Origin of the sequence: Stenotrophomonas sp. GD04145, from assembly GCF_029835135.1 — a bacterium.
Classification (GTDB): Bacteria; Pseudomonadota; Gammaproteobacteria; order Xanthomonadales; family Xanthomonadaceae; genus Stenotrophomonas; species Stenotrophomonas maltophilia_P.
Genome location: NZ_JAODZG010000055.1, coordinates 1 through 22,626, shown reverse-complemented (window position 1 = coordinate 22,626; position 22,626 = coordinate 1). Strand labels below are relative to the sequence as shown.

The window sequence follows — 22,626 nt, the reverse complement described above, 5'->3', positions numbered from 1 at the left end:
CCCGTGCCCGCTTCCGACTGCAGCCGGAAGCGGGACACCGCCACCGCAAGCTGCTCGGCCTGCTCTTCCATCGCGCGCGCGGCAGCACTGGCCTCTTCCACCAGCGCCGCATTCTGCTGGGTGGTTTCATCCATCTGCACCACGGTCTGGTTGACCTGCTCGATGCCGGCCGACTGCTCGCGCGAGGCGGCCGAGATCTCGGCCATGATCTCGTTGACCCGCCCGACCTGGCCGACGATCTCCTGCATGGTGTTGCCTGCGCGGTGCACCAGCTGCGCACCGCTGCCGACCTGGGCCACCGATGCGTCGATCAGTCCCTTGATTTCCTTCGCCGCTGCGGCCGAGCGCTGGGCCAGCGCACGCACTTCGCTGGCCACCACGGCGAAGCCGCGTCCCTGCTCGCCCGCACGCGCGGCCTCAACGGCGGCGTTAAGGGCCAGGATGTTGGTCTGGAAGGCGATGCCGTCGATCACCGAGATGATCTCGGCGATGCGCTGCGATGAGGTTTCGATCTGCTGCATGGTCTGTACCACCTGGCCGACCACCTTTCCGCCTTCGCTGGCCACGTCCGCCGCCGATGCGGCCAACGTGTTCGCCTGCAGGGCATGATCGGCATTCTGGCGCACGGTGGAGGTCAACTCCTCCATCGACGCTGCCGTTTCTTCCAGGTTGGCCGCCTGCAGTTCTGTGCGACGCGACAGATCGCTGTTGCCCGCGGCGATCTCGCCGGCCGCCAGGCGGATGCTCGCCGCTGACTGCTGGATCTGGCCGACGATATGGGTCAGCTGTTGCGCGGTGCTGTTGGCATCGTCGCGCATCACCGCGAACACACCATGGAAGTCGCCCTGCATGCGTGCACTGAGATCGCCGGCGGCGATGGCGCGCAGCAGCGTGGAAAGCGCCGCGAGGTTGTGGTCGCTGGCCTGCATCATCGCGTTCAGCGTGGTCACCATGCGGCGGAAATCGTGCTCGAACCGCTCACTGTCACCACGCACGGCAAAGTCGCCGGCGGCAGCAGCGGCGGCCAGCTGCTGGATCTGCTCGTTGATCGCCGCCAGGTTGCTCTTGGTGGTGGCCATGGCGGCGGTGAACACCGCCTTCTCGCCCGGCAGCGGCTCCATGTCCACGCTCAGATCGCCCACCGCGTAGCGCTGCATCACGTCCACCAGCCGCTGGGTGACCGCATTGCTGGACGCCACCAGCTGATTGCTGTCGGCCACCATGCGACCGTACTCCCCCGGGAAGGCCGCCGCGTCCATCCGGTAACTGAGCTCGCCCGCATCATGGCGGCGTGCCATCTCCGCCTGCGCCGCCATCACAGCCTGCAGCTGTCCCCGCATGCCCTGCATCGCCTCGAGCAGGCGCCCGACCTCATCGTTGCCGCGCGCCGGCAGCGCGGTGTCCAGCTTGCCCGCCGCCACGTCACCTGCAATGCGTACCGCCTGCGCCAGCGGCCGGATCGCCAGGTGACGCAGCAGCAGGTAGACACCGGCGCTCAATGTCAGCGCGGCCAGCACGCCGACCAGCAGCGTCAGCCACAGCAGCTGGCGAGCCTCGGCCACGATCACGGCATGCGGCACCACCACACCCAGCGCGAAGCGCTGCGGGGCATCGCCAACCCGCAGTGGCACGTACAGGCGCACATTGCCGGCGGCATCCGGCTCGAACGCTTCGACGGTCCTGTCGGCCGCGATTCCGGCCAGCATGTCGCGGGTGAAGGCATCGGTGCGCGGCTTGCCGATCTCGGCGGCGTCGGCCGAAGCCAGGACTACGCCCTTGGGCGAAAGCAGTTCAACGCGGCCTGCTCCCATCGGCGCAAGCGTCGCCAGATGCTTCTGCAGTGCCGCCAGCGAGAAATCGACGGTGAACACGCCGAGGAACGTGCCGTTCTCCACGATGGGCGTGCTCAGGGTGCTCATCAGCACCTTCTGGCCGGCGATCTCATAGGCATAGGGCTCGCTCACCTTGGGCAGCTTGTCGCGGCTCGGCCCCATGTACCAGTCACCGGACCCGCTGGCGGTGTCGGTGTAGTCGGTCATCACCGACTGCTGCGGCTTGCCGTCCTGCCAGGCCCAGTAGCTCATGTAGCGACCGGTGGCGTCATGTGCCTCGCTGTTGACGAACTCCGCGTCCTTGCCATCGAAGGCATCGGCCTCCCACATGGTGCTCTTGCCCAGCCACTCCGGGTGCGCGCGCAGCTGTTCGCCGAGCACGGCCGCCAGGCTGGCACGATCAGGCTGGTCGCCCCGCGCGCGCTGGGCCAGGACGGCCTCGACCATGGCATCGTTGCTGGCGAAGGCGGTGCCCAGATCGGCCGCAACCTGGCGCGCTTCGGCATGCGCCTCGCTGGCCATGGTCTGCCGCGACGCGTTGATCAGGCTGGCACTGGCCTGGCGGTAGATCAGAAAGGCGGTCAGGCCGAAGCACAACAGCGCGATGGCAGCGGTGCCCAGCATCAGCTTGTGGGCGATGCTGCCCGGACGACGGGCAGCGGCGGAGCGGGAAGACGGCATGGGAGGGTCCGCAAGGCAGGTCAGGACATCCGGCACCGCGTTGGCGCCGCGCTGGTGCGCGATCCCTCGCGCGGCGACCTGTCTGAGCCGGGCGATGCCCGGCACCGCAAGGGCGCACCGGGTTAGCGGCCGTTCCGCGGCGGGGTTGAGCCGTTGCCCTGCGTCAAGCTGAATGCACTCAGTTTGGGATGGCTCATAGGTGCGGCGAACCTACTCGACCACCCGGTCCTTCAACCACTGCGTGCGTGGCAGCACTTCGATGCTGCCTGCCGCGTACTGCTGCAGTACATCGTCCGGACCGTAGCGCGGCTGCCAGCCCAGCACCGCAACCGCACGGCTGCCGTCGTACACGCGGTCGATGCTCAGCGGCAGTGGCCAGCCGCGGCGCTCGAACTCGGCCAGCAGCTGCGGTGCGCGCCGCGCCAGCACCCGGCGTGGCTGGGTGGCCAGTTCCAGGCAGTCCTCGCGCCGGAAGGGGGTCGGCGCGCAGGCGATGTAGCGCTGGAACGGTGCGCCCCCGTTGTGCAGCAGCGCGGCATGCGCGCTGGCCACATCGCGTGCATCCAGGCCGCGATGCAGGCGGAACATCGCCATGCGCTCGGGAGGCTCGGGGAAGCAGCGGCCCATGCGCAGCACGCGCACGGCGAATGCGTCCGATGCCGCCGCTTCGGCCAGCGCCTCGGCCTGCAGCTTGGTGCGGTGGTAGATGGTCCTGGGCAGGGGTTCAGTGTCTTCGTCGATCCAGCGGCAACCGCCTGCCACCACGGCATGGCCGTACAGGGCGGTGGTGCTGGTCAACACGAAGCGTCCGACGCCGGCGTCGCGCGCCAGCCGCAGCAGCTGCGCGGTCGCCTCCACGTTGATCTGCTGGAACACCGTGTCCGGCACCAGCCCGACATGCGGTGCATGCAGCGCAGCGGTGTGGATCACCGCATCCACGCCGCGCACGGCACGCTCCAGTGCCTTCGTGTTGGTGACGTCGGCAATGATGCGTGTAGTGGCGAACGGGCTGCGGTCCAGCCCGATGACTTCATGGGTGGCCGCCAACGCGCCGAAGATCGCGCGCCCGATCCGCCCGGAACTTCCGGTCAACAGAATCTTCATTGAGTCCATTCACTCAACAGCGCCCGGGAGCTACCGGGATGAACCGATTCTAGGCGTGGCCTGTGCCCAGGGCGATAGCGGCGCTGCGCAAGTGCAGCGTCAACAGCTGGCAGGCACAGCGTGAAGACCACACGCCATCTGCGGACGCACCGTTAGCCTGGCGTGGGCAAGCATGAGGCTCCGCCACGCCGAGAGAGATCCCTATGGCCAGCAGCAACCGCGGTTTCGCGTCGATGGACCAGCGCATGCAGCGCGCGATCGCCGCCAAGGGTGGGCGCGCCGCCCATGCCTCCGGCAACGCCCATGAATTCAGTCCCGCCGAGGCGCGCATTGCCGGCCGCAAGGGAGGCGAAGCCATCAGCCGCGATCGCCAGCACATGGCCGCGATCGGTCGCGAAGGCGGGCATGCACGCCACGCCCGCGCACAGCAGCAGCGACAGCAATCCGATCACGGTCCACGGGACCGCGACGAACCGGGTCAGCAGGACTGAGCAACGCGCCTCAGCCGTGGCTGAGGAGGTTCAGCAGGCGCCCGAACGGGTCCCGGACGAAGAACCGACGCACGCCCCATGGCTCCTCGACAGGACCATACACGACATCAATGCCGGCGCTGCGGATCCGTTGCAGAACGTCATCCAGATCGTCCACCTCGATCGACAGGTCCGGCACCGGCGTACCGGATCCGCCCTCGCTGGCGAAGCTGAGCTGCGCAGGTGCAGTGTCCTGCCCGGCGTAGGTGACGATCCAGCCATGATCCATCACCACCGGCATGCCGAGGATGCCGCCGTAGAACGCGGCGGCGCGCGCCGGCTCGGGTGTGGCGATGTTGGCGACGATGCGTCTGACAGCCATGGCGTTCCTGTTCAATGAGGGGCGAAAACGAAACTGCGCGACCGGCCAGCACGCCGTCAATCTTCAGGGGTGCGTGTACAGACTGGTGCGGCAGGGCGCGAAAAGTGTGGCTTCCGTCACGAAACATTAACGCGTTCACAATATTTCTGTGACATCGATGGGGGTGAACCGCATCCGGAACAGTTAGCGGCTGGGTAGACCGTCAATCAAGGAAGTTTGCCTGATGAATCACCCGCTGCATGGCCGTTCGTCCCGCTCCCGTTCCCCCTTGCAACGCCCGCTGGCACTCGCGGTGGCCAGCTCCCTGCTGCTGGCAGCCGCCCTGCCGGCGATGGCCTCCGATTCACTCGATGCCTGGCAACAGCAGCGCCACCTGCAGGCGGCGTGGGCCCAGCCAGGCGGTGCACAGATGGACGCAACCGTCGGTGCTTCGGCGCAGGCCGCGTCCACTGCGGTCCTTGGAAATGCCGGCGACGCCGCCAGTTGGCACACCGATGAATTCAATGCCGACTGGGGCCTGGCCGCGATGGGGGCCGACCATGCCTATGCCCGCGGCCTGACCGGCCAGGGTGTACGCCTGGCGCTGTTCGATTCCGGCTCGGCGCTGGCCCACCCGGAATTCGCCGGCCGCAACACCACCAGCATCACCATCGGACCGGACTGCGCGACGGCGGGGATCGTCGCTGGCGAAGGGGCCTGTGCGCAGACCCGCGGCGAACAGCCCGGCTACAACTATTACGGCCTCGGTGCCGGGGTGCCGGCGGCGCTCGCCGGTCGCCTGATCGCGGCCGGCCTGCCCTACGGCTTCAGCTACGCCGATCATGGCACCCACGTGCTGGGCACCATCGGCGCCAACCGCGACGGCACAGGCATGCATGGCGTGGCCTTCGGTGCCGACCTGACGGCAGCGCGCGTGTTCGGTGACACCTACTATGAGTGGCGCCTGGATCCGGATGGTTTCTATCGCCCCCGCGCGGTGTACCGCACCGACCCGGACGACGACGCCGTACTGGACATGTATGCGCAGGTCCAGGCGCAGGGCGTGCGCGCCATCAACCACAGCTGGGGCATCTCGACCCGCAACATGAGTGCCGCGGCGCTCGACCGCCAGTACGCCGCGATTGGCGCGGATTACGACGTCTACGGCAGCATCTACGCAGGCAGCGACGCTGCCCCCGGGTCGACCCTGATCCAGGTGTGGTCGGCCGGCAACGGCAGCGGGGCCGTCGCGGGCATCACTGCGGCCCTGCCCCGCTGGAAGCCGGAGATCGAACCCTACTGGCTGGCCGTGGCCAACGTGCGCCAGCCGGTCGCCGACGATGGCGAAACCGACTATGTGCTCGACGACAGCTCCAGCATCTGCGGTGCCGCCGCCAACTGGTGCATCTCCGCCCCGGGCACCGACATCGCCAGCACCATCGTCTCCGGTGAGATCCAGGGACGCATCGAGGAAACCAGCGAGTACCTGCGGCTGATCATCGACAGCGAGAACACCGAGTACACCTACGGCCTGAAGACGGGCACCTCGATGGCGGCGCCGCACATCACCGGCGCCCTCGGGCTGCTGTTTGAGCGCTTCCCCTACCTGGACAGCGCACAGGTCCGCGACGTGCTGCTGACGACCGCCCGCGATCTGGGCGATCCGGGCATCGATGAGATCTACGGCTGGGGCATGGTCGACCTGCGCAAGGCCATCGAAGGTTTCGGCTCGCTGCGCGTGGACACCGATGTGGTGATGAACCAGAAGGCCGGTGGCCTGAAGGTCTGGGAAGGCGAGGCCTGGGATGACTGGACCAACGACATCGGCGGCCCCGGCAAGCTGACCAAGTCCGGCATCGGCTGGCTGCGCCTGAGCGGCGACAACAGCTTCAACGGTGCGGTGGTGAACGAGGGCGTCCTGGAATTGAATGGCGCCAACACGCTCACCTCGGCAGTGGAGGTGAAGGGCGGCCAGTTCCTGCTCAACGGCTCGCTGGTCTCCACCGCCCTGAACACCACCGGCGGCGTCAGCACGGTCAGCGCCGGCGGCGTGCTGGACCACAGCAACCTGGTGGTCGATGGCGGCGTGGTCTCCTTCAACGGTACGCAGACCGGCGGTAATACCACCGTAGGCGCCAATGGCCTGCTGAAGGGTGTCGGCACCCTGGGCACCACCCGGGTCGACGGCATCATCGCGCCGGGCAATTCGATCGGCACACTGACCGTCAACGGTGACTACGCGCAGGGCGCTACCGGCGTGTTCGCGTCCGAACTGGCGCCGGGAGGCCGCAGCGACCAGCTGCACGTCACCGGCACCGCCACGCTGGACGGCACGCTGGTCGCGCTGCCCGAACCGGGCGTGTACTACCTGGGTGAGCAGTTCAACATCCTGCGCGCCGACGGTGGCATCAACGGTCAGTTCGCCCGTACCGACTTCAGTGCATTCTCGCCGTTCCTGCAGTTCAGCCTGGCCTACAGCGCCAATGGTGCGCGCATCGACGTGGCCCGGGGTGCGCTGCTGGCCACCGCGGCCACCACGCGCAACCAGCGCGCCGTCGCTGGCGTAGCCGATGGCCTGGCGATCAACCAGGGCCTGCCCCGGCCGCTGACCCAGCTGTTCCCCGCCCAGGTCGGCGCCGCGCTGGACGGCCTGAGCGGCGAGCTGCATGCCGCCACGCCGCTGGTGCTGGTCGAGAGCAGCCGCTACGTGCGTGATGCAGCCTTGTCGCGGCGTGCGGGCAATGCGTCGCCGGGCAGCACCGGCGACGCGACCGGTGCGTGGGTACAGGCGATCGGCGGCAACGGCAAGCTCGATGGCGATGTCGAAACCGCGCGCACCGACGCCAACAGCAACGGCCTGCTGGTCGGTATCGACCGCGAGTTCGACGGCTGGCAGGCCGGCGTGCTGGCCGGCACCGGCCGTACCGACGTCAAGCAACGCGACCGCCGTGCCAAGTCGAAGATCGACAACACCCACATCGGTGCCTACGCCAGCCACAGCTGGGGCGGCTTCGGTCTGCGCGGTGGCGTGGCCTGGAGCAAGCACGAGGCAGAGAGCACCCGCGAGCTGGCGTTCGCAGGATTCAGCGACACGCTCACCGGCCGTTATGACGCGCGTACCCGCCAGGCTTTCCTCGAAGCCGGCTACCGTTTCGGCTCTGCTGAAGGCGGCCTGGAGCCCTACCTGCAGGTTGCCCGCGTCGAAGTGGACCTGAAGCGCATCAACGAGCGGGGCGGCGCCGCCGCACTGCAGGGCGAAGTGAAAGACACCCGTACTACCGTGGCGACCGCTGGGCTGCGCTTCGACAAGGGTCTGAAGGCCTCCTTCCAGCAGGACAGCTGGCTGCACCTGCGTGGCGCGGTGGGCTATCGCCGGGCCTCCGGCGACCGCAGCCAGGTGGCCAACCTCGCCTTCGCCAACGGTGGCGGCGCGTTCGCCGTCAGCGGAGCGCCGATCGCCGACAGCGCTGTCGTGGCCGAGCTGGGGCTGTCCGCGTGGCTGACCCCGCGGCAGTCGCTGGAGCTGGGCTACAGCGGCCAGTTCGGCAGCGAGAGCCGTGACCATGGCGCCACGGCGCGCTGGTCCGTGCGCTTCTGATCCACGTTCAACTTACCTGCTGAAGAGCATTGGGGCGGCCTGGGGCCGCCCCTTTTTTTCTCCGGAGAATGCAGCCCGCGCGATCAGGCTGCCTTCATCGCGTGCTTCCGCGCACGCATCACGTTGTGGCATTCCTGCACTTCCGGCAGCAGCTGGGTCACTTCCTGGCGTACCGCCGGCGGCAGGCCCTCATCGTTCAGCGCGTCCTTGAAAGCTGCCAGCAGGCGGTCTTCCGATTCTTCCAGCTCGGCCACATAGCCATAGTTGGTGTCGCCGAACGCTGCGCGCACCTTGCCGTAGAACTGCTGCATCGAGCCGACCAGGGTGCCGTGCTCTGCAGGCTTGCCACCGGTGGCCGCAACCGCGCCACTGAGTGCCGACACGATGCGGCCCTTGACGCCGGCAATGCGGGTGAACAGTGCCGCCAGCTCGGGGTCCTTCACCTTCGTGGCCGCCTCTTCGTAGAACGACTTGCCGTCGCGTGCGATCTCGATCAGGTCGTTGAGACGATGTTCGATGGTGGACTGGGTGCTCATGTTCTGCTCCTGAAGTTCAGATTCGTTGGGGACCGACAACGGTGTGCGTTGCCTGCATCACTACCTTGGACAAAGGAATGTAGCCCCGGGGTGAGCGTCGTTTGATGCATGCATCACGTCGCTCAACGCGGCCTGACCGCCGCTACCAGGGCACGAAAAGGATGATCCCGGTAATCACCAGCACGGCGGCCAGCACTCCCAGCAGCACCTTCCCTTGTCGCCAGCTCGGCGTCGGTTTTCCTGGCGTGTTCATCGTGTTTTCTCCTGTCGATGCGGACGCTGGCAGCCTGATGCATACGCCAGCGTCGGCACGTGCACGCCGTGTGCATCGCGCGTGCACATGTGAGGGCCCTGCATGGACCATGCCGGTGGACAGCGATATCGCGCTCACCGCTTATACGCCGGGCATCAACGCCGGGGCCGCTACGGTCATCGTTCCTTCCCGACTGGAGCCGCACATGGCCATCAAGACTGCCGAAGACCTGTTCATCCACGAACTTTCGGACATCTACAGCGCCGAGAAGCAGCTGACCAAAGCCCTGCCCCGCCTTGCCCGTGCGGCCGAGAATCCGGATCTCGCCGCCGCCTTCGAAACCCATCTGGAGGAAACCCAGGGCCAGATCGAGCGGATCGACCAGGTGGTCGAGACGCTGGGCATCCGTCTCAAGCGCATCAAGTGTGCAGCGATGGAAGGGCTGGTGGAGGAAGGCAAAGAAGTCATCGACAGCATCGACAAGGGACCGGTGCGTGATGCCGCACTGATCGGTGGCGCCCAGAAAGTCGAGCACTACGAGATCGCGTCGTACGGCACCATCGCCGCGCTGGCCAAGCAGCTGGGCTACAAGGACGCGCTCCCCCTGCTGCTGGAAACACTGGCCGAAGAAAAGTCGACCGACGAGAAGTTGACCCTGCTGGCCAAGGGGGGCGGCAACGCCAAGGCAGCACAGGCCGCCTGAGTTCCATTGCGATACGCCGCCAGGGACGGCGGCGGCAACAGGAGATCCCGATGCATCCGGATATCATCGGCTGGATGGCGACCCTTGTGCTGGTCGCCACCCTGCTCAGGCAGATGGTCAAGCAGTGGCGTTCGCCACATCCCGAGACACTGTCACGATGGTTGTTCGCAGGCCAGATGGTGGCCTCGGCGCTGTTCACCCTCTACAGCCTGATGCTGGGCAGCGGCGTCTTCGTGGTGACCAATCTGCTTCTGTTGGCGACGGCTCTGCTTGGGCAGGTCTTGGCGCGGCATCGCCAGAGGCAGGCCCCCCTGCCTCCGCCCTGTTGATTACCGCTGGCGGCTACCGGCCTGCCCGGCGCCATCGAACAGGACCTGATCGCGGGGACAGAAAAAGCTGCGTCGCCGGGTTCTGCCCAGATATTGCTTGCTGACGGGGCCGCCACATCGCGGACAGCTGCGTTTGGCGTGCACCTGCCAGTGCTTCTTGAGCTCGTGACGACGCTTCCATTCCAGGAATTCGTAGCTGTAGGTCCTGGCTTCGCGGATCAGTGACCCCAACCTGCGCGGTGGCAGGTCACCCACACGTGTGGCCGGGTGTACGCCGATCCGGAACAGCACTTCGTTCTTGATGATGTTGCCAACGCCGGCAAAAACGTTCTGGTCCAGCAGTGCGTCGCACACCAGGACGTCAGGCATCGCTTTCAGGCGGCGGCGCGCGAGGCGGGGGTCCCATGCATCGCTCATCACATCGGTGCGCCAGTCGTAGGCTTCTTCCAACGGGCCGTCGATGAGTTTGACCGAACAGGCATAGAGGTTCAGTTCGCCGGCATCGAACCTCAGCGATACGCGCGGAGGCGAAGGCTTGCGCTCATCGATACGCCAGCTGCCGAACAGCATCAGATGGATCCGCAAGGTATGCGTGCCGAACTCCAGCAGGAAGTGCTTCCCCCAACTGCGCACGGATCGCACGCGCTGCCCTGCAAGCATGGACAGGTCGATCCGGCTGTTGCCCCCGACATGTCGCAGTATCTGGCCGGTGAACATCTCGGCGGCCTCGCGCAGCAGCACGATGGAAGGGCCTTCAGGCATGGCCGTGTTGTCCGAGCAGTGCCTGCAATCGCAGTGCATTGCTGACCGCATGGCCCTGCGCCGTGTTGTCCAGGATCATCCAGGCGCAATGGCCGGCACGCGCGCGGTCCCCGAGCAGCCCGGCCAGCCGTGCCAGTGTGGTCTCGTCATAAGCGCTGCGATAGATATCCGGCTGGCCGTGCCATCGCCAATAGCTCCAGCCGCGGGCCCCGCCCGGCTCGCCCGCCTGCGCGACCCGCGCCGGGTCCGCTGCCACGCGCGCGATGTCATGGACCGCCAGCAGCGCATCCACCTCGGCACTGAACCAGGACGGATGTCGAGGCTCGCACGCCACCGGCCTGCGCGTGCGCCGACGCAGATCGTGCAGAAACGGTTCGACGTGCTGCGGCTCGTACGCCAGGCTGGGAGGCAACTGCAACAGCAGCGCACCCAACCGGCTGCCGAGTTCTTCCACCGCAGCCAGGAACGGGTCGAGCAGCGGGCCGGCACCGCGCAGCCGCTGCTCGTGCGATACGGAACGCGGCATCTTCACCGTGAAGCGGAAATCGTCCGGAACGGAAGCGGCCCAGCGCCGATAGGTCTGCGGCAGGTGCGGGCGATAGAACGAGGAGTTGATCTCGACCAGAGAAAGGCGCGTGGCGTAGCGCTGCAGCAGACTGCCGCCTCCACCGAAGCTGGAGCGATCCGCCGCCGACAGGGACCATCCTGCGCAACCGATGCGTATCCGCGTTCCGGCAGGGTGCGGTTCCACCCGAGTGCTCATGCCCCTTCTTCGCCAGCAGGCGCAGCGTGCATGGAAGGTCCGTCCTGACCGGCCCGCAGCAGAGGCGCCGTCAACAGCTGCAGCCTGTCCAGCGCGCTGGTCGGAACTCCGGTGATGGCCGTGCTGCGCACGAACCCGGTCCAGTCGGACAGGGCCACCCTGCCGAGTGCCGTGTGCTCCACCTGCAGCCAGCCCATCCGCCAGTGCGAGAACTGGCGGCGACCGATACGACCGCGGTTGAGCTCGACCACACTGTGATGGCTGCTGCTGTCGAGGATGCGCCGCCACGCGGCGTCCACGCCCTGCTGTGGCCCCTCCAGGTACTGCAGGAAGCGATGGCCATCGAACAGCAGCACGCCGGTGATGTCCGCTGCTTCATTGAATGCCACCGCGTCGCTGACGAGACCGCGCAGCCGTTCCGCGCTCAGTGAGGCAACGGCTTCGCTCGCATAGGCAATGGCACGCAGAGGCATGGGGGCACCGACGGTTGCAATAGGCTCTACATTAGTCTTGGCCGCCGAAGGTCCAGTGACTTCGGCGTGGAGGCTGCGTTCAAGTGTGGGGTCGACTCTGCACTCGAGGAGATGGCACGAGGTATACGGCAGCCCAACACGGGAGACACTCCAGGGTCGCCTCGAACCGGAACCCGGGCAACAGCGATCGCGGTTTCGCTTCGTTGCAGTGGTGCTCCAGCCCGTCACCCTGCCCGTTGCCGCCGATGCGCGCTCAGGCCTGCAACACGGATACGGGAGTCGTAGGCGGCATCGTGTGCATACGCGCGGCATCGGCCGAGCGACCCTCGGCAGCGGACAGCACCTGCATGACCCGATGCTCGGCTCGACGCTGCGTGACCTCCACGCCCACCACGTAGACGAAGCGGCCATCGAACTTGGCCTGTGCGCCGTCGAGACCGTCTGCCAACAGCAGTGCCCGCTTCAGCGACTTCATCCAAGCGCGGGAGGGCACCCTGTCAAGTTCGACGACAACTGCCATGCCACCGCAGGCGAGCGGCATGCTTTCCACGCGCAGCACCTGGGGCGCAGACAGGGATCCGGAAGCGTTCATTGGGCGACTCCTCGTGCGGGGACGGCGGCAGTATCCACAGTGATCGCCAAGGCATCGTCAACGTTGCCGGCCCATCCGTGCACGCTGCCTGCACGGCCCGCGCGGCTTCGCGTCGACACCACATCATCTCCGCATCGCCTTGATGGCCTGCGGCGGACACTGTCGTTCCCACGGCTCTATAGACCCACCTCATGCCTCGCACGACCGGCCAGCCTCCCTGCAATCTGCTTCTGGTGGAGGACCAGTTCGATCTGGCGGCACTGATGGAACAGGCACTTGAGGACAGTGGCGACCACGTCACCCATGCCTACAGCGTGTTTGATGCCCTCGGCCTGCTGGACCGTCAACGGTTCGACGGCGCGGTACTGGATGTGGAACTGCGCGATGGCGTGGTGTTTCCGGTAGCCGACCGCCTGGCCGAACTGAAGATTCCCTACCTGTTCGTCTCCGCGGTGTACGACCAGCTGGTACCTGCGAGGCACCGGCGTGCCCCCTTCGTCGCCAAGCCGTTCCACATCGAGGGCCTGCAACGCGCTGTCCGTCAGACGCTCTGCAGCGATACGGCGGCGGGAGGCCAGCGCTGAACCAGATCGTGCAGCAGCGAAACGCGCGCCGCCGAGGGCGGGTCAGGCCGCGCGGGCGTAGGGCTCGACCACGGCGAGCAGCCGCTCCATCGCCGTTGCATCCTCGTGACCGTCGGCAGCGCGCAGAATGAAGCTGGTCCAGTCCGCCCGGGCGATGTCCCGCAGGAGGTCCGGCTCTGTATGCAGGCACCGCATTGGCCAGAACGGCAACCGGCGCTGACCGACTCGACCGTGGGCCAACTCGATGATGCCGCCATGGCTGCTGGCACCGGTCACCCGTGAGTAGGCCACCTCCAGTCCATCCGGTGGGCCTTCCATGTACTGCAGGAACCGCTGCCCATCAAACAGCAGCACACCGGTTACGCCCGCGCCTCGATTGAAACGCGCGGCGTCGGCCATCAGGGATTCCAGCTTCCCGGTCGTGAAGTCCTCGCTGGCCTCACTGATGTAGACGATGGCTCTGTTCGGCACGCTCCGGCTCCTGCTCCCACAAACGCCGAGCGTATCGTGCCTCCCGTTCACCGCCTGTGTACGCGCACCGTGACCCGGTCACACTCCACTGCATTCATACTCGTGCTGGCGGCCGCAACGCGGCGTCATCGCGACAGAGACCGGGCTGAGTGCAGGCAGTGCAGCAGCTCCCACAGCCATGAGAACGCAACCACCACCGCCGGCAGCAGCGTGAGCACCCACTCCTGCGCCGGCGCCGGGCGCCATTGCAGTGCCCACGCCGGTTCAGCGTGATGGGCCACCCAGAGCACGAACAGCCACGGCGCCACGTCCAGCACGCTGTGCACATGCTGCTCGGCCGGACTGATGCGTCGCCGGCCATCCGCGCTGGCGGTATCGAGATACCCCGCGATCGCATGGGCGGCCGCCAGCACGGCAAGCAACACCGCCAGCGCCCGCGTATCGGCCAGCAGCAACCAGGCCAGCACACCAGTCCCCACAAGCCCCAGCTGCACCCCATGCAGCGTGCTCTCGCGCAGGCCCGAGGTGTGGGGCAGATCGGTGCGGCGATGAAAATGGAAGTCCAGCGTGCCTGCGGCAAGCCACAGCACGTACAGGACCATCATGGCCGAGGCGCTCATGCTGCTCTCACGGCGTAAGCACGATCTTGCGGCAGTCATCGTCCTTGGCATCGAACATCGCGTAGCCCTGTGCGGCGTCGGCCAGCCGCATGCGGTGGGAGATGATGTCGCCCGGGTCGAGGCGGCCCTCCATGATGGCATCCAGCAGTTCCGGCATCAGGCCCTGCACATGCGTCTGTCCCATCTTGAAGGTCAGGCCCTTGTCAAAAGCATCGCCGAGCAGGAAGCCGTGGATGAAACCGGCATAGACGCCGGGAATGCTGATCACGCCGCCTCTTCGCGCGGCCGCGATGCACTGCCGGATCGCCACGCCACTGCTGCCTTCCAGCTTGACGGTCGTCAGCGCTGTTTCCAGTGCACTGCCTTCGGCCTCGAATCCGACGGCCTCGATGCAGGCATCCACGCCCCGGCCACTGGTCTGGCTGAGGATGTAATCGGCAGGATCCGGAATATCCCTGAAATCGATCGGAATGACGCCGTAGGCATCCCGTGCATAGTCCAGCCGGTAGGACAGATGGTCGACCATGAAGATGGTTTCCGCACCCAGCAGGCGGCAGCATGCTGCGCTCATCAGGCCGACTGGACCCGCTCCGAAGATGGCCACGGTCGAGCCCGGCCTGATGCCCGCGTTGAGTGCAGCCTGGTAGCCGGTGGGCAGGATGTCGGACAGGAACAGGACCTGCTCGTCCGCCACACCGTCCGGAATCCGCAGCGGGCCGATGTTGGCCTTGGGCACGCGGACAAATTCAGCCTGCCCCCCGGCCACGCCCCCGTACAGGTGGCTGTAGCCAAATAGCGCTGCAGGAGGCAGCAGGCCTTTCTGGTTGAGCGCCGCCCCCTTGCCGGGATTGGTGGTCTCGCAGGCGGCATACTCGGCCAAGCGGCAATGGAAGCACTCACCGCAGGCGATCACGAACGGGATCACCACGCGGTCACCGGCGCGCACCTGGGTGACGGCGCTGCCGACCTCTTCCACGATGCCCATGAATTCATGGCCGAGCACATCGCCATCATGCAGGTCCGGAATCTTGCCGCGATACAGGTGCAGGTCCGAGCCACAGATGGCTGTCGCGGTCACGCGCAGGATGAGATCGTCATCCTGCGCCAGCACCGGATCGGGAACTGTCTCGACGCGCACATCCCTGCGGCCGTGATAGGTCAGTGCCTGCATCGTGCTTCTCCAAGGGAACGGACCTGCAGGATCGCAGCCCGCCCCCTGCGGGCAGAGTGACCGCACGGTGTGCGGGATGTTCATTCGACTGCGCCATTGCGTTAACCCGGACGCGCGCAGGCTGGAGCCTCCATCCACGGGAACACTGCCATGAGCAACAAGCTGCCGTTCAACCCCACCGTCGATGTCGATGACCAGGCCAAGGCACATACACCCGACAAGCGCCGCAACGACAACGCCAGATGGAAGGAGCACGACATGCCCGACGATGGCGATGGCCCCAAGGCGCGCCCGGATGACTATGAACGGCTCGATCCGGACCCCACCGGAAAGCGCCATCGCTGAGTCCGCCTCACGGACCGCATGCGCCGGATTCACGGATGTTTCGTGACCGGCCACGCAAGCTCACCGCATCCCCCATAGGATCTGCATGGCGAGGTGCTGCATGTGGAAGCGGAACGGTCTGTCACTGGTGCTGCTGGCTCTGACCGTGCTGTTCATTGCCGGCCAGGCACTGTCAGGACTGCAGGTGCACAACGAGGAGCTGGTCCACCACGGCCGCGCGCCGCTGGATCTGTGGCATTACCTGGCCAGCGGTCACTTCGTCAGTGCCACCTTCGAGAACTGGGAAAGCGAGTTCCTGCAGATGGGCATGTACGTGCTGCTCACCGTCAGCCTGCGCCAGCGCGGCTCTGCGGAATCGCGCCCGCTCGACCCTGCACAGGAACACGCACGGATCGAGCCCGGCCCGACACCCTGGCCGGTGCTGCGTGGCGGTATATGGAAGACGCTCTATGGACATTCACTGGCGATCGCTTTCGGACTGCTCTTCCTGGTCAGCTTCAGTCTGCATGCCGTCGGCAGCTGGAAGGCGGAACAGGTTGAACAGCAGTTGCAGGGGCTTCCCCCACCGTCCTTCCTGGAACATCTGACCAGCAGCACGTTCTGGTTCGAGTCCATGCAGAACTGGCAGAGCGAATTCCTCGCGGTACTGGCCCTGGTCGTGCTGACCATCTTCCTGCGGCAGAAGGATTCCCCGCAGTCCAAGCCGGTGCAGGCGCCGCATGCGCAGACCGGAGACTGAGCCATGCCACGCCGGAATGCCACGACCGCACTGCTGGTCATCGACATGTTCAGCCGCTTCGATTTCCCCGACGCTGGCGCGCTGGCGCCCCTGGCGGAGCGGGCCGCGACCCGCATCCGCAGGGTGCGTGACCATTGCGATGCCCGCCGCTGGCCGGTGATCCATGCCAACGACAACTTCTCCGACTGGCAACGGGATTTCCGCCAGCAGGTGGAGCAGTGCAGGCGGGACGGTGGCAGTGCCGCGCGCATCGCGGACATGTTGGCGCCGGCCCCACACCACTATTTCGTGCTCAAACCGAAGCACTCGGCGTTCCTCGCCACGCCCCTGCCGATCCTGCTGGCCAAACTGGGGGTCCGCCACCTGTGGCTCACTGGCATGGCGACCGATTCCTGCGTGCTGGCGACCGCGCTCGATGCCAACGCGCGGGAGTTCGAAGTAACCGTGGTGGCTGATGCCACCGCGGCGCTGCCAGCACGCAGGAGAGTGGCACTGCAGACGCTGGAGCGTTCAGGCGCCGCACGGATCGAGACGGTTGCCGGGCTGCTGTCCCCGCCGCGGCGAGCGCAGCGCTGAGCAACGGTCGATTTCCGGTCCTGCCGTTCGTCGACACAGGGAAGGCAGGCCTCCCGCCGGCCGGAGCACGTGCGATGACCCCGATCCTCACTGCCTTCGCCACCTCGCCCGATCGCGGCCAGGGCCTGGCCCGCGACATGCGCGTGCGCTGGGCACTGGAAGAACTGGGGGTGGCCTATGACGTCCAGCTGCTGTCCTTTGCCGAGATGAAGCAGCCGGCCCATCTGGCGCGCCACCCCTTCGGGCAGATCCCCACCTACCAGGAAGGCGAGCGGGTGCTGTTCGAATCCGGCGCGATCCTCCTGCACCTGGCCGAGCGCCATCGCGGCCTGCTGCCGGCCGGGGACGACGCCCGCATGCGCGCGATCATGTGGACGTTCGCTGCGCTGAACACCGTCGAGCCGCCCATCGTCGAGCGATCCATGGCATGGCTGCTGGAACGCGAGCAGTCCTGGTATGCGCAGCGGCAGGTGATGCTGGACGAGCGCGTGCGCACACGGCTGTCCCAGCTGTCGGTGTGGTTGGGCGACAGAACCTGGCTGGAGGACGAATTCAGCGTTGGCGACCTGATGATGGTCGCGGTTCTGCTGCGCCTTCAAAGCAGCGGCATGATCGACGGGTACCCGACGCTGGCCGCCTACCTGGCGCGGGCCACGGAACGCCCTGCCTACCAGCGCGCATTCGCCGCCCAGCTGGCGGTCTTCCAGAGCCGGTAGCCCCTGCACCGGGCGGAGCCCCGATGCGCCGACACGGTTGACGCCTCACCAGGCTGCGCCTACAGTCTGCCCCGCAGCCCCGCAACGGCGCTGCCGCAGGCGTTATCGTCATCCAACGCGCCCACAGCCGGGAGGGCCTCAGCAGAGGAAACCCGGGCGACAGGCGCCACGGTACTGCCCTGCCCTTCGCTCCTGCGGGAGCGGATGCATCACGCCGTGGCCTTTCCCAAGACCCTCTGGAAAGGCATTCCCATGAACCTCACCGGCACACCATCCTCATCACCGGCGGCAGCCGCGGCATTGGCCGTGCATTGGCCGAAGCGCTGCACGACCGCGGCAACCAGGTCATCATCACCGGCCGCGACCGGGCACTGCTGCAGGCGATCGGCGAGCAGCGCCCGGGCCTCGTCGCCCTGCCGCTGGAGCTTGGCGATCCTGCATCACTGGCGGACCTGGCCGAGATCGTCCATGCCCGCTTCCCCGGCCTTAACGTGCTCATCGCCAACGCGGGCATCTCCCGCCCGGAAAACCTGGCCAGCGGACACTGGGACGACTTCGATGCCGAAGCCATCATCGACACCAACATCCTGGGGGTGCTCCGCACCGTGGCCACGTTCCTGCCGTTGCTGACACAACAACGCAGCGCCACCTTGATGGCCACCGGTTCTGCGCTCGCCTTCCTGCCACTGGCCAGCTTCCCGACCTACTGCGCCAGCAAGGCGTTCCTGCATTCGTGGCTGGTATCGCTGCGTCATCAGCTTCGCCATCTGCCGGTGGAGGTGCTGGAACTGTCGCCCCCGTACGTGCAGACCGGACTGACAGGTGAGGCGCAGGCGACCGACCCGCGCGCGATGCCCGTGCAGGAGTACGTGCAGCAGGTTCTGCTGAAGCTCGAGCGCGGGGACCACCCGCGGGGTGAGCTGCTGCTGGAGCCGGACCAGGCACGACGCTGGGCCGAACGCGATGGCACCTACGACACGCTCTTCGCACTGATGAATCCAGCCTAGCGCAGGCACGGAATGCAATGGAGGCCGCCGCCGGCAGACGCCGGCGGTGGCTTCAGCGCGCGCTGCGCCGGCAGGCCGCCTGCACCAGCATCAACTGCGCGACCAGGATCAGCATCGCGCATCCCGACAGCAACCACGGGTCGATGTACCACTGCGCGTTGAAGCTGAAGCTGCCTGAGGAAATGCGCTTCCAGCCGTTGAAGTGCTGCATCGCCGCCACCACGAACGCGAAGCCTCCCGCGGATAAGGAGAGCCAGGGCACGACGATGCCGCCGGGCCGCGCGAACAGGGTCAGCACCCCCAGCACGCCGATGACCGTGCGCTGCACACGGCAATAGGGACAGACGTAGGCCAGCCCGCTCCACTCCACCGACCACGCCAGCAGGCTCACCAGCACAGCCACGGCGCCTGCGATGTACAGGGTCTTCGCTGGAATCGTCATGCCGCCATCGTCTGCCATCCTGTGCCTCCTTCGTCGCCGGACCCGCGCAGGGTAGCGTGAAACGCGCCGTATGACCCCACCCCGCAGCCCGGTGCCCGGAATGCCCTCAACGCGGGCTTCACCGGCTCTGGAGTCCGATCGGCCCATCTCCTGTGCCCTCGCGCACGGTTGCCTTGCCTGTCTCCGCCTGAGGATATCGACGTGAACCACTCATCGCCTCCCCTTGCCATCCTCGCTGCACGCGTACTGCTGATGCTGCTGTTCCTGGTCTCCGGCCTTGGCAAACTCGGCAACCTGGCCGGCACACAGAGCTACATGGAGACGATGGGCGTGCCCGGCATCCTGCTGTGGCCGACCATCGCGTTCGAGATCATTACCGGCCTGTGCATCCTGCTGGGCTTCCAGACCCGTCTGGTCGCCGCGGTCCTGGCCGCCTTCAGCCTGGTGACCGCCTTCATCTTCCATCACCAGTTCAACGATCCCACCCAGCAGATCATGTTCCTGAAGAACATGGGCATCGCCGGTGGCTTCATTCTGCTGGCCTGCACCGGCGCCGGCCGCTACAGCATCGATGGTCGCCGGCGTCGCGGATGAGGGCAGCCTCGTCCATCCGTGGCTGACGGGGTGGCCGCGTGTCGTTTTTCACCCCGCCCCCGCCTTCGCGATCTGCGCCGGCGCGCGACACCGCGCCGGTTGCGGGCCCCTGCCTTGCCTGCATCGGCGAGCCTGTGATTACGTGGTGCTCCAGATCGGCAACGCGCAAGGTCCTGCATGAGCGACACGGTGGATACCTTCTGCCCCTGGATCATCGGCCGTCCCTGCCTGCCGGTCGGCGAATGGGCGGACTGGTCACAGGTGCTGGTGGCAGTGGTGATCGGCTTCGCTGCCATCTATGTGCCCTGGCAGATGTCCCGCGCGCAGACCCAGCGCCGCATCACCACCTCGCTGACACTGTGCGGCATCACCCTCTTCCAGTTCCTGCAGGCGGCGAAGCTGGCCACGGATCGATCCGGCGACACACAGCTGTATCGCTACCACCGCACCTGCGGCATGGACATGCTCAACTCGCTGCGTCAGATTCCAACGCACGAGCTGATCGACTGGGATGTGATCCACGCACGTATCCATCTGGAGATGCGCTGCGTGCAGCTGATCGAGTACGCCGACAACTGGCATATCGAGCAGGAGGGCTTTGCGCGCCTGCCCGACAGTACGCTGGAGGAGTTGGCGCACCGCATCGGCCTGCTCCATGCAAGCCTGGATGAGGTGCGCGGCCTGCTGTTGCGCAGGCGGATGTTCTGGCCATGGCTCTCGCGCCGGATCGTTGCCTTCGAGCGGCTGCCGACAGCGCCCGGGCCGGTCAGCCGGAGCGCATCAGCGATCCAATGAGGGTGGCCGATGCAAGGCCTCCCCAGGACAACAGCGCCACCGCGATCAACAGCACCTTTCGATACATCGCCTGCGCCTCGTTCCGGTAGGGCGCGTCGCGGCTGTACGGCCTCGCCAGACCGAACAGCTCGCCGGTGACCGTCAGCGCCCCCAACAGCAACAGGGCCAGCATGCAGAAGCCGAACGCCGTGCCCACGTCGCCCACACGAGCGCCGTCGGTTGCGGCACCGGAATGACCGGCCAGGGCTTCGAAGAACGTCCCGACCCAGCCGGCCAGCAGCCCAGCCAGGATCGCGACGAGCACCAGGTGGCTGAGAAGATGCACCCAGAAGCGGACCGGCAGTTTCATCGCGTGTTGTCCTTCATCCAGTCACCGGCTGCCTTGGTCATTGCCTCCACTCTCCGGGTTGCGCTGCCATCGGCCGCGAAGATGCCTATGGCGGCGCCGATCACCGTACACGGCTTGATGCCGATCGCGCCTGATACCACCGACATGGCCATGGTTGCCTTGAACGACGCCCCCTGGTCGGAGAAGGCGCTGGCCGCGTCCGCCACAACCCCCGCCGCCTTGGCCAGCGCAGGATTGCTCGCACCGGCACGCGTGGTATCGCTCTTGGCATCCTCGCACGCCTGCTTCTCCGCAGCCTCGGCTCTGGCCTTCTGCATCGCATCGAAATCCTGCTTGGCGGCCTTGATTCCGTCCACCGTCATGTAGCCTCCGGCGGCGCCTGAGATGCACAGCACAACAGATGCCACTGTAGGCTCAAGCCCCAGCGGATCGGTGCGTTGGATTGGGTTTGCGGCAGCATAGGCGTAGGTGTTGAGGCCGCCTGCCAGGCCGATCGGATCGCTCTGGACATAGCGTGCAATGGACGCATCGTAATCGCGGAACCCGTTGTACCAGAGTCCACTTTCGGCATCGTAGTACTGCCCCGGGAAGCCGATGTTGAGGCCTCCAATATCATCCTGCTGCACACTTCGACCGTAGGCATAGTTGTAGGCCTTCCAGACGGTCGCCTGCTGCGGGCTGCTGACGAAATCGGGACGGCCCAGGTGGTCGGTATGGACGAAGTTGAGCTGGCCATTGCGCGAAAGACCCACCAGCTCACCGTTGAACCACAGGTAGTTGGTCCAGGTGTTGTTGCTGAGCTCGGCCAGCATCTGGTTCTGGTCGCTGTAGAAGTATCGGCTGGTAGCGGTGGCATTGGCCTTGGCCACACGCTGCCCCTGCGCATTGATCAGGTAATCGGTGACCTGTCCCGCGATGTTGGCACGGCTCATCCGGTTGAACGCGTTGTACTCATACGTGCTGACCCGGCTTCCTGCCGTCTCGCTGATGCGATTGCCCAGCGCGTCATACTGGTACTGCCGTGTCCCATCCTGGTTGGCATAGCCCAGCACCCGGTTGCTTGCCGGGTCGATGGTGTACTGCGTCAACTGGTTCCCGGCCTGGTAGCGGTCATGGTTGCCACCGGCATCATAGGAAAGCTGGTTGTCGATTCCGAACCGCCTCAACTGGGTCAGCCTGCTGAGCGCGTCGTAACCGATCGTCTGGGTCAGGTCGGGCACTGCGGCATCGATGATTGCAGTCATCTCGCCGTCCGCGCTGTACTGATAATCCCAGTAGCTCAACCGGGCGCTGTTGGGGCCCCACACCGACATCGCGGTCAGTCGGCCATCGGCATCATGATTGTAACCGCGGGCCAGTCCATTGCCGTACGCCAGCCAGCCCGACGCGCCGGTCGCTTTCCAGCTGGCCTGGGCGATGACCGCACGCGAAACGCCGTCGATCGTTGCGGTCATCGACGCCAGTCGTCCGCCGGCGCCGTACGCGTAGTTGACGCGGTCAGCGTTGGGATAGGTGATCTGGTTCGGGCGCCCAATGCCGTCGTAGAGAAATTCCGTGCTGTGATCGGTCTGCTGGCCGGCAACAGTGATGAAGTCCCGCCGGATCCACAACTGCCCGCTCGGAACGTAGGCGAAGTGGGTCGCGGTGTCGGGGCCGGAGAGGCCGCACAGCATGCCCTTGCCCCACGCACACCAGTCGTAGCTGAAGTCCTGCCGCTGGCCATCACTCTGCATCGATGCCAGTCGACCCAGTCCGTCGTA

Annotated in this window: 26 protein-coding genes; 12 read left to right on the top strand and 14 right to left on the bottom strand. The window is 66.5% G+C overall.

The window, feature by feature from the left end; translation table 11 throughout:
* Together N7367_RS17440 and N7367_RS17435 are read right to left on the bottom strand one after the other, a co-directional pair.
* Positions 1–2,513: methyl-accepting chemotaxis protein (locus tag N7367_RS17440; RefSeq protein ID WP_279942882.1), on the bottom strand; the 2,513-nt coding region annotated here is incomplete at its 3' end.
* Positions 2,514–2,723: 210 nt separating this feature from the next.
* Positions 2,724–3,617: an NAD(P)-dependent oxidoreductase gene (locus N7367_RS17435; RefSeq protein WP_279942881.1), complete on the bottom strand. Its 894-nt coding sequence runs from the start codon at positions 3,615–3,617 to the stop codon at positions 2,724–2,726.
* Between the two features lie 203 nt (positions 3,618–3,820).
* On the opposite strand from N7367_RS17435, the gene N7367_RS17430 reads away from it, so the two are divergent.
* Complete coding sequence (locus N7367_RS17430) at positions 3,821–4,108, top strand: general stress protein (RefSeq protein ID WP_279942880.1); 288 nt, start codon at positions 3,821–3,823, stop codon at positions 4,106–4,108.
* Positions 4,109–4,118: 10 nt separating this feature from the next.
* On the opposite strand, the gene N7367_RS17425 is transcribed toward N7367_RS17430, so the two are convergent.
* Positions 4,119–4,469, bottom strand: coding sequence for a VOC family protein (locus N7367_RS17425; protein ID WP_279942879.1), 351 nt, complete (start codon positions 4,467–4,469; stop codon positions 4,119–4,121).
* A 223-nt stretch (positions 4,470–4,692) separates the two neighbouring features.
* Here N7367_RS17425 and N7367_RS17420 point away from each other — a divergent pair, with 223 nt between their 5' ends.
* The gene (locus N7367_RS17420) at positions 4,693–8,046 is read left to right on the top strand and encodes an autotransporter serine protease (RefSeq protein ID WP_279942878.1); all 3,354 of its coding nucleotides are present in this window, start codon (positions 4,693–4,695) and stop codon (positions 8,044–8,046) included.
* A gap of 83 nt (positions 8,047–8,129) precedes the next feature.
* Here N7367_RS17420 and N7367_RS17415 read toward each other — a convergent pair whose 3' ends face one another.
* Positions 8,130–8,582, bottom strand: coding sequence for a PA2169 family four-helix-bundle protein (locus N7367_RS17415; RefSeq protein WP_279942877.1), 453 nt, complete (start codon positions 8,580–8,582; stop codon positions 8,130–8,132).
* Between the two features lie 458 nt (positions 8,583–9,040).
* On the opposite strand from N7367_RS17415, the gene N7367_RS17410 reads away from it, so the two are divergent.
* Together N7367_RS17410 and N7367_RS17405 are read left to right on the top strand one after the other, a co-directional pair.
* Entirely contained in the window at positions 9,041–9,538 is a 498-nt protein-coding gene (locus N7367_RS17410; protein WP_065181611.1) for a ferritin-like domain-containing protein, read from the top strand.
* Between the two features lie 50 nt (positions 9,539–9,588).
* On the top strand, positions 9,589–9,867 hold the full coding sequence (locus tag N7367_RS17405) for a hypothetical protein (RefSeq protein ID WP_279942876.1): 279 nt from the start codon (positions 9,589–9,591) through the stop codon (positions 9,865–9,867).
* Here N7367_RS17405 and N7367_RS17400 read toward each other — a convergent pair whose 3' ends face one another.
* The 4 genes from N7367_RS17400 to N7367_RS17385 all read right to left on the bottom strand — a co-directional run bounded on the left by N7367_RS17400 (position 9,868) and on the right by N7367_RS17385 (position 12,457).
* Positions 9,868–10,629: a DNA-formamidopyrimidine glycosylase family protein gene (locus N7367_RS17400; protein ID WP_279942875.1), complete on the bottom strand. Its 762-nt coding sequence runs from the start codon at positions 10,627–10,629 to the stop codon at positions 9,868–9,870. It lies immediately after the preceding gene.
* A complete protein-coding gene (locus N7367_RS17395) occupies positions 10,622–11,392 on the bottom strand; it encodes a DUF72 domain-containing protein (protein ID WP_279942874.1) in 771 nt (256 codons plus the stop codon). The genes N7367_RS17400 and N7367_RS17395 overlap by 8 nt, the downstream gene beginning before the upstream one ends.
* The gene (locus tag N7367_RS17390) at positions 11,389–11,865 is read right to left on the bottom strand and encodes a BLUF domain-containing protein (RefSeq protein ID WP_279942873.1); all 477 of its coding nucleotides are present in this window, start codon (positions 11,863–11,865) and stop codon (positions 11,389–11,391) included. The genes N7367_RS17395 and N7367_RS17390 overlap by 4 nt, the downstream gene beginning before the upstream one ends.
* A 253-nt stretch (positions 11,866–12,118) precedes the next feature.
* Positions 12,119–12,457, bottom strand: a complete 339-nt coding sequence (locus N7367_RS17385) for a hypothetical protein (protein WP_279942872.1) — start codon at positions 12,455–12,457, stop codon at positions 12,119–12,121.
* Between the two features lie 191 nt (positions 12,458–12,648).
* On the opposite strand from N7367_RS17385, the gene N7367_RS17380 reads away from it, so the two are divergent.
* Complete coding sequence (locus N7367_RS17380) at positions 12,649–13,041, top strand: response regulator (protein WP_053517160.1); 393 nt, start codon at positions 12,649–12,651, stop codon at positions 13,039–13,041.
* Between the two features lie 42 nt (positions 13,042–13,083).
* Here N7367_RS17380 and N7367_RS17375 read toward each other — a convergent pair whose 3' ends face one another.
* From N7367_RS17375 to N7367_RS17365, 3 genes are all read right to left on the bottom strand, one after another.
* On the bottom strand, positions 13,084–13,512 hold the full coding sequence (locus N7367_RS17375) for a BLUF domain-containing protein (RefSeq protein WP_279942871.1): 429 nt from the start codon (positions 13,510–13,512) through the stop codon (positions 13,084–13,086).
* A gap of 125 nt (positions 13,513–13,637) precedes the next feature.
* Positions 13,638–14,132, bottom strand: a complete 495-nt coding sequence (locus N7367_RS17370; RefSeq protein WP_279942870.1) for a hypothetical protein — start codon at positions 14,130–14,132, stop codon at positions 13,638–13,640.
* Positions 14,133–14,139: 7 nt separating this feature from the next.
* Complete coding sequence (locus tag N7367_RS17365; RefSeq protein ID WP_065174470.1) at positions 14,140–15,303, bottom strand: zinc-dependent alcohol dehydrogenase; 1,164 nt, start codon at positions 15,301–15,303, stop codon at positions 14,140–14,142.
* 150 nt (positions 15,304–15,453) lie between these two features.
* Between N7367_RS17365 and N7367_RS17360 the strand changes: the two genes are divergently transcribed.
* The 5 genes from N7367_RS17360 to N7367_RS17340 all read left to right on the top strand — a co-directional run bounded on the left by N7367_RS17360 (position 15,454) and on the right by N7367_RS17340 (position 18,686).
* Positions 15,454–15,648: a hypothetical protein gene (locus tag N7367_RS17360; RefSeq protein ID WP_053517152.1), complete on the top strand. Its 195-nt coding sequence runs from the start codon at positions 15,454–15,456 to the stop codon at positions 15,646–15,648.
* 100 nt (positions 15,649–15,748) lie between these two features.
* Positions 15,749–16,387: a DUF6766 family protein gene (locus N7367_RS17355; RefSeq protein ID WP_279942869.1), complete on the top strand. Its 639-nt coding sequence runs from the start codon at positions 15,749–15,751 to the stop codon at positions 16,385–16,387.
* Positions 16,388–16,390: 3 nt separating this feature from the next.
* On the top strand, positions 16,391–16,963 hold the full coding sequence (locus N7367_RS17350; RefSeq protein WP_279942868.1) for a cysteine hydrolase: 573 nt from the start codon (positions 16,391–16,393) through the stop codon (positions 16,961–16,963).
* Between the two features lie 74 nt (positions 16,964–17,037).
* Complete coding sequence (locus N7367_RS17345) at positions 17,038–17,679, top strand: glutathione S-transferase family protein (protein WP_279942866.1); 642 nt, start codon at positions 17,038–17,040, stop codon at positions 17,677–17,679.
* A gap of 53 nt (positions 17,680–17,732) precedes the next feature.
* Positions 17,733–18,686 (top strand): SDR family NAD(P)-dependent oxidoreductase, encoded by a 954-nt coding sequence (locus tag N7367_RS17340; RefSeq protein WP_345781902.1) that lies wholly within the window; start codon positions 17,733–17,735, stop codon positions 18,684–18,686.
* A gap of 52 nt (positions 18,687–18,738) precedes the next feature.
* Here N7367_RS17340 and N7367_RS17335 read toward each other — a convergent pair whose 3' ends face one another.
* Positions 18,739–19,146: a hypothetical protein gene (locus N7367_RS17335; protein ID WP_279942865.1), complete on the bottom strand. Its 408-nt coding sequence runs from the start codon at positions 19,144–19,146 to the stop codon at positions 18,739–18,741.
* Between the two features lie 183 nt (positions 19,147–19,329).
* Between N7367_RS17335 and N7367_RS17330 the strand changes: the two genes are divergently transcribed.
* Positions 19,330–19,722 carry a DoxX family protein gene (locus N7367_RS17330; RefSeq protein WP_279942864.1) on the top strand — a complete coding sequence of 131 codons (393 nt, stop codon included), beginning with the start codon at positions 19,330–19,332 and terminating at the stop codon, positions 19,720–19,722.
* Positions 19,723–19,899: 177 nt separating this feature from the next.
* Positions 19,900–20,517, top strand: a complete 618-nt coding sequence (locus tag N7367_RS17325; protein ID WP_197600686.1) for a hypothetical protein — start codon at positions 19,900–19,902, stop codon at positions 20,515–20,517.
* On the opposite strand, the gene N7367_RS17320 is transcribed toward N7367_RS17325, so the two are convergent.
* Both N7367_RS17320 and N7367_RS17315 read right to left on the bottom strand, forming a co-directional pair.
* Positions 20,489–20,866: a hypothetical protein gene (locus tag N7367_RS17320; protein WP_279942863.1), complete on the bottom strand. Its 378-nt coding sequence runs from the start codon at positions 20,864–20,866 to the stop codon at positions 20,489–20,491. The two genes, N7367_RS17325 and N7367_RS17320, sit on opposite strands and share 29 nt — an antisense overlap.
* A partial coding sequence (locus tag N7367_RS17315) for an RHS repeat-associated core domain-containing protein (protein ID WP_279942862.1) occupies positions 20,863–22,626 on the bottom strand: 1,764 nt, incomplete at its 5' end. The genes N7367_RS17320 and N7367_RS17315, both read right to left, overlap by 4 nt.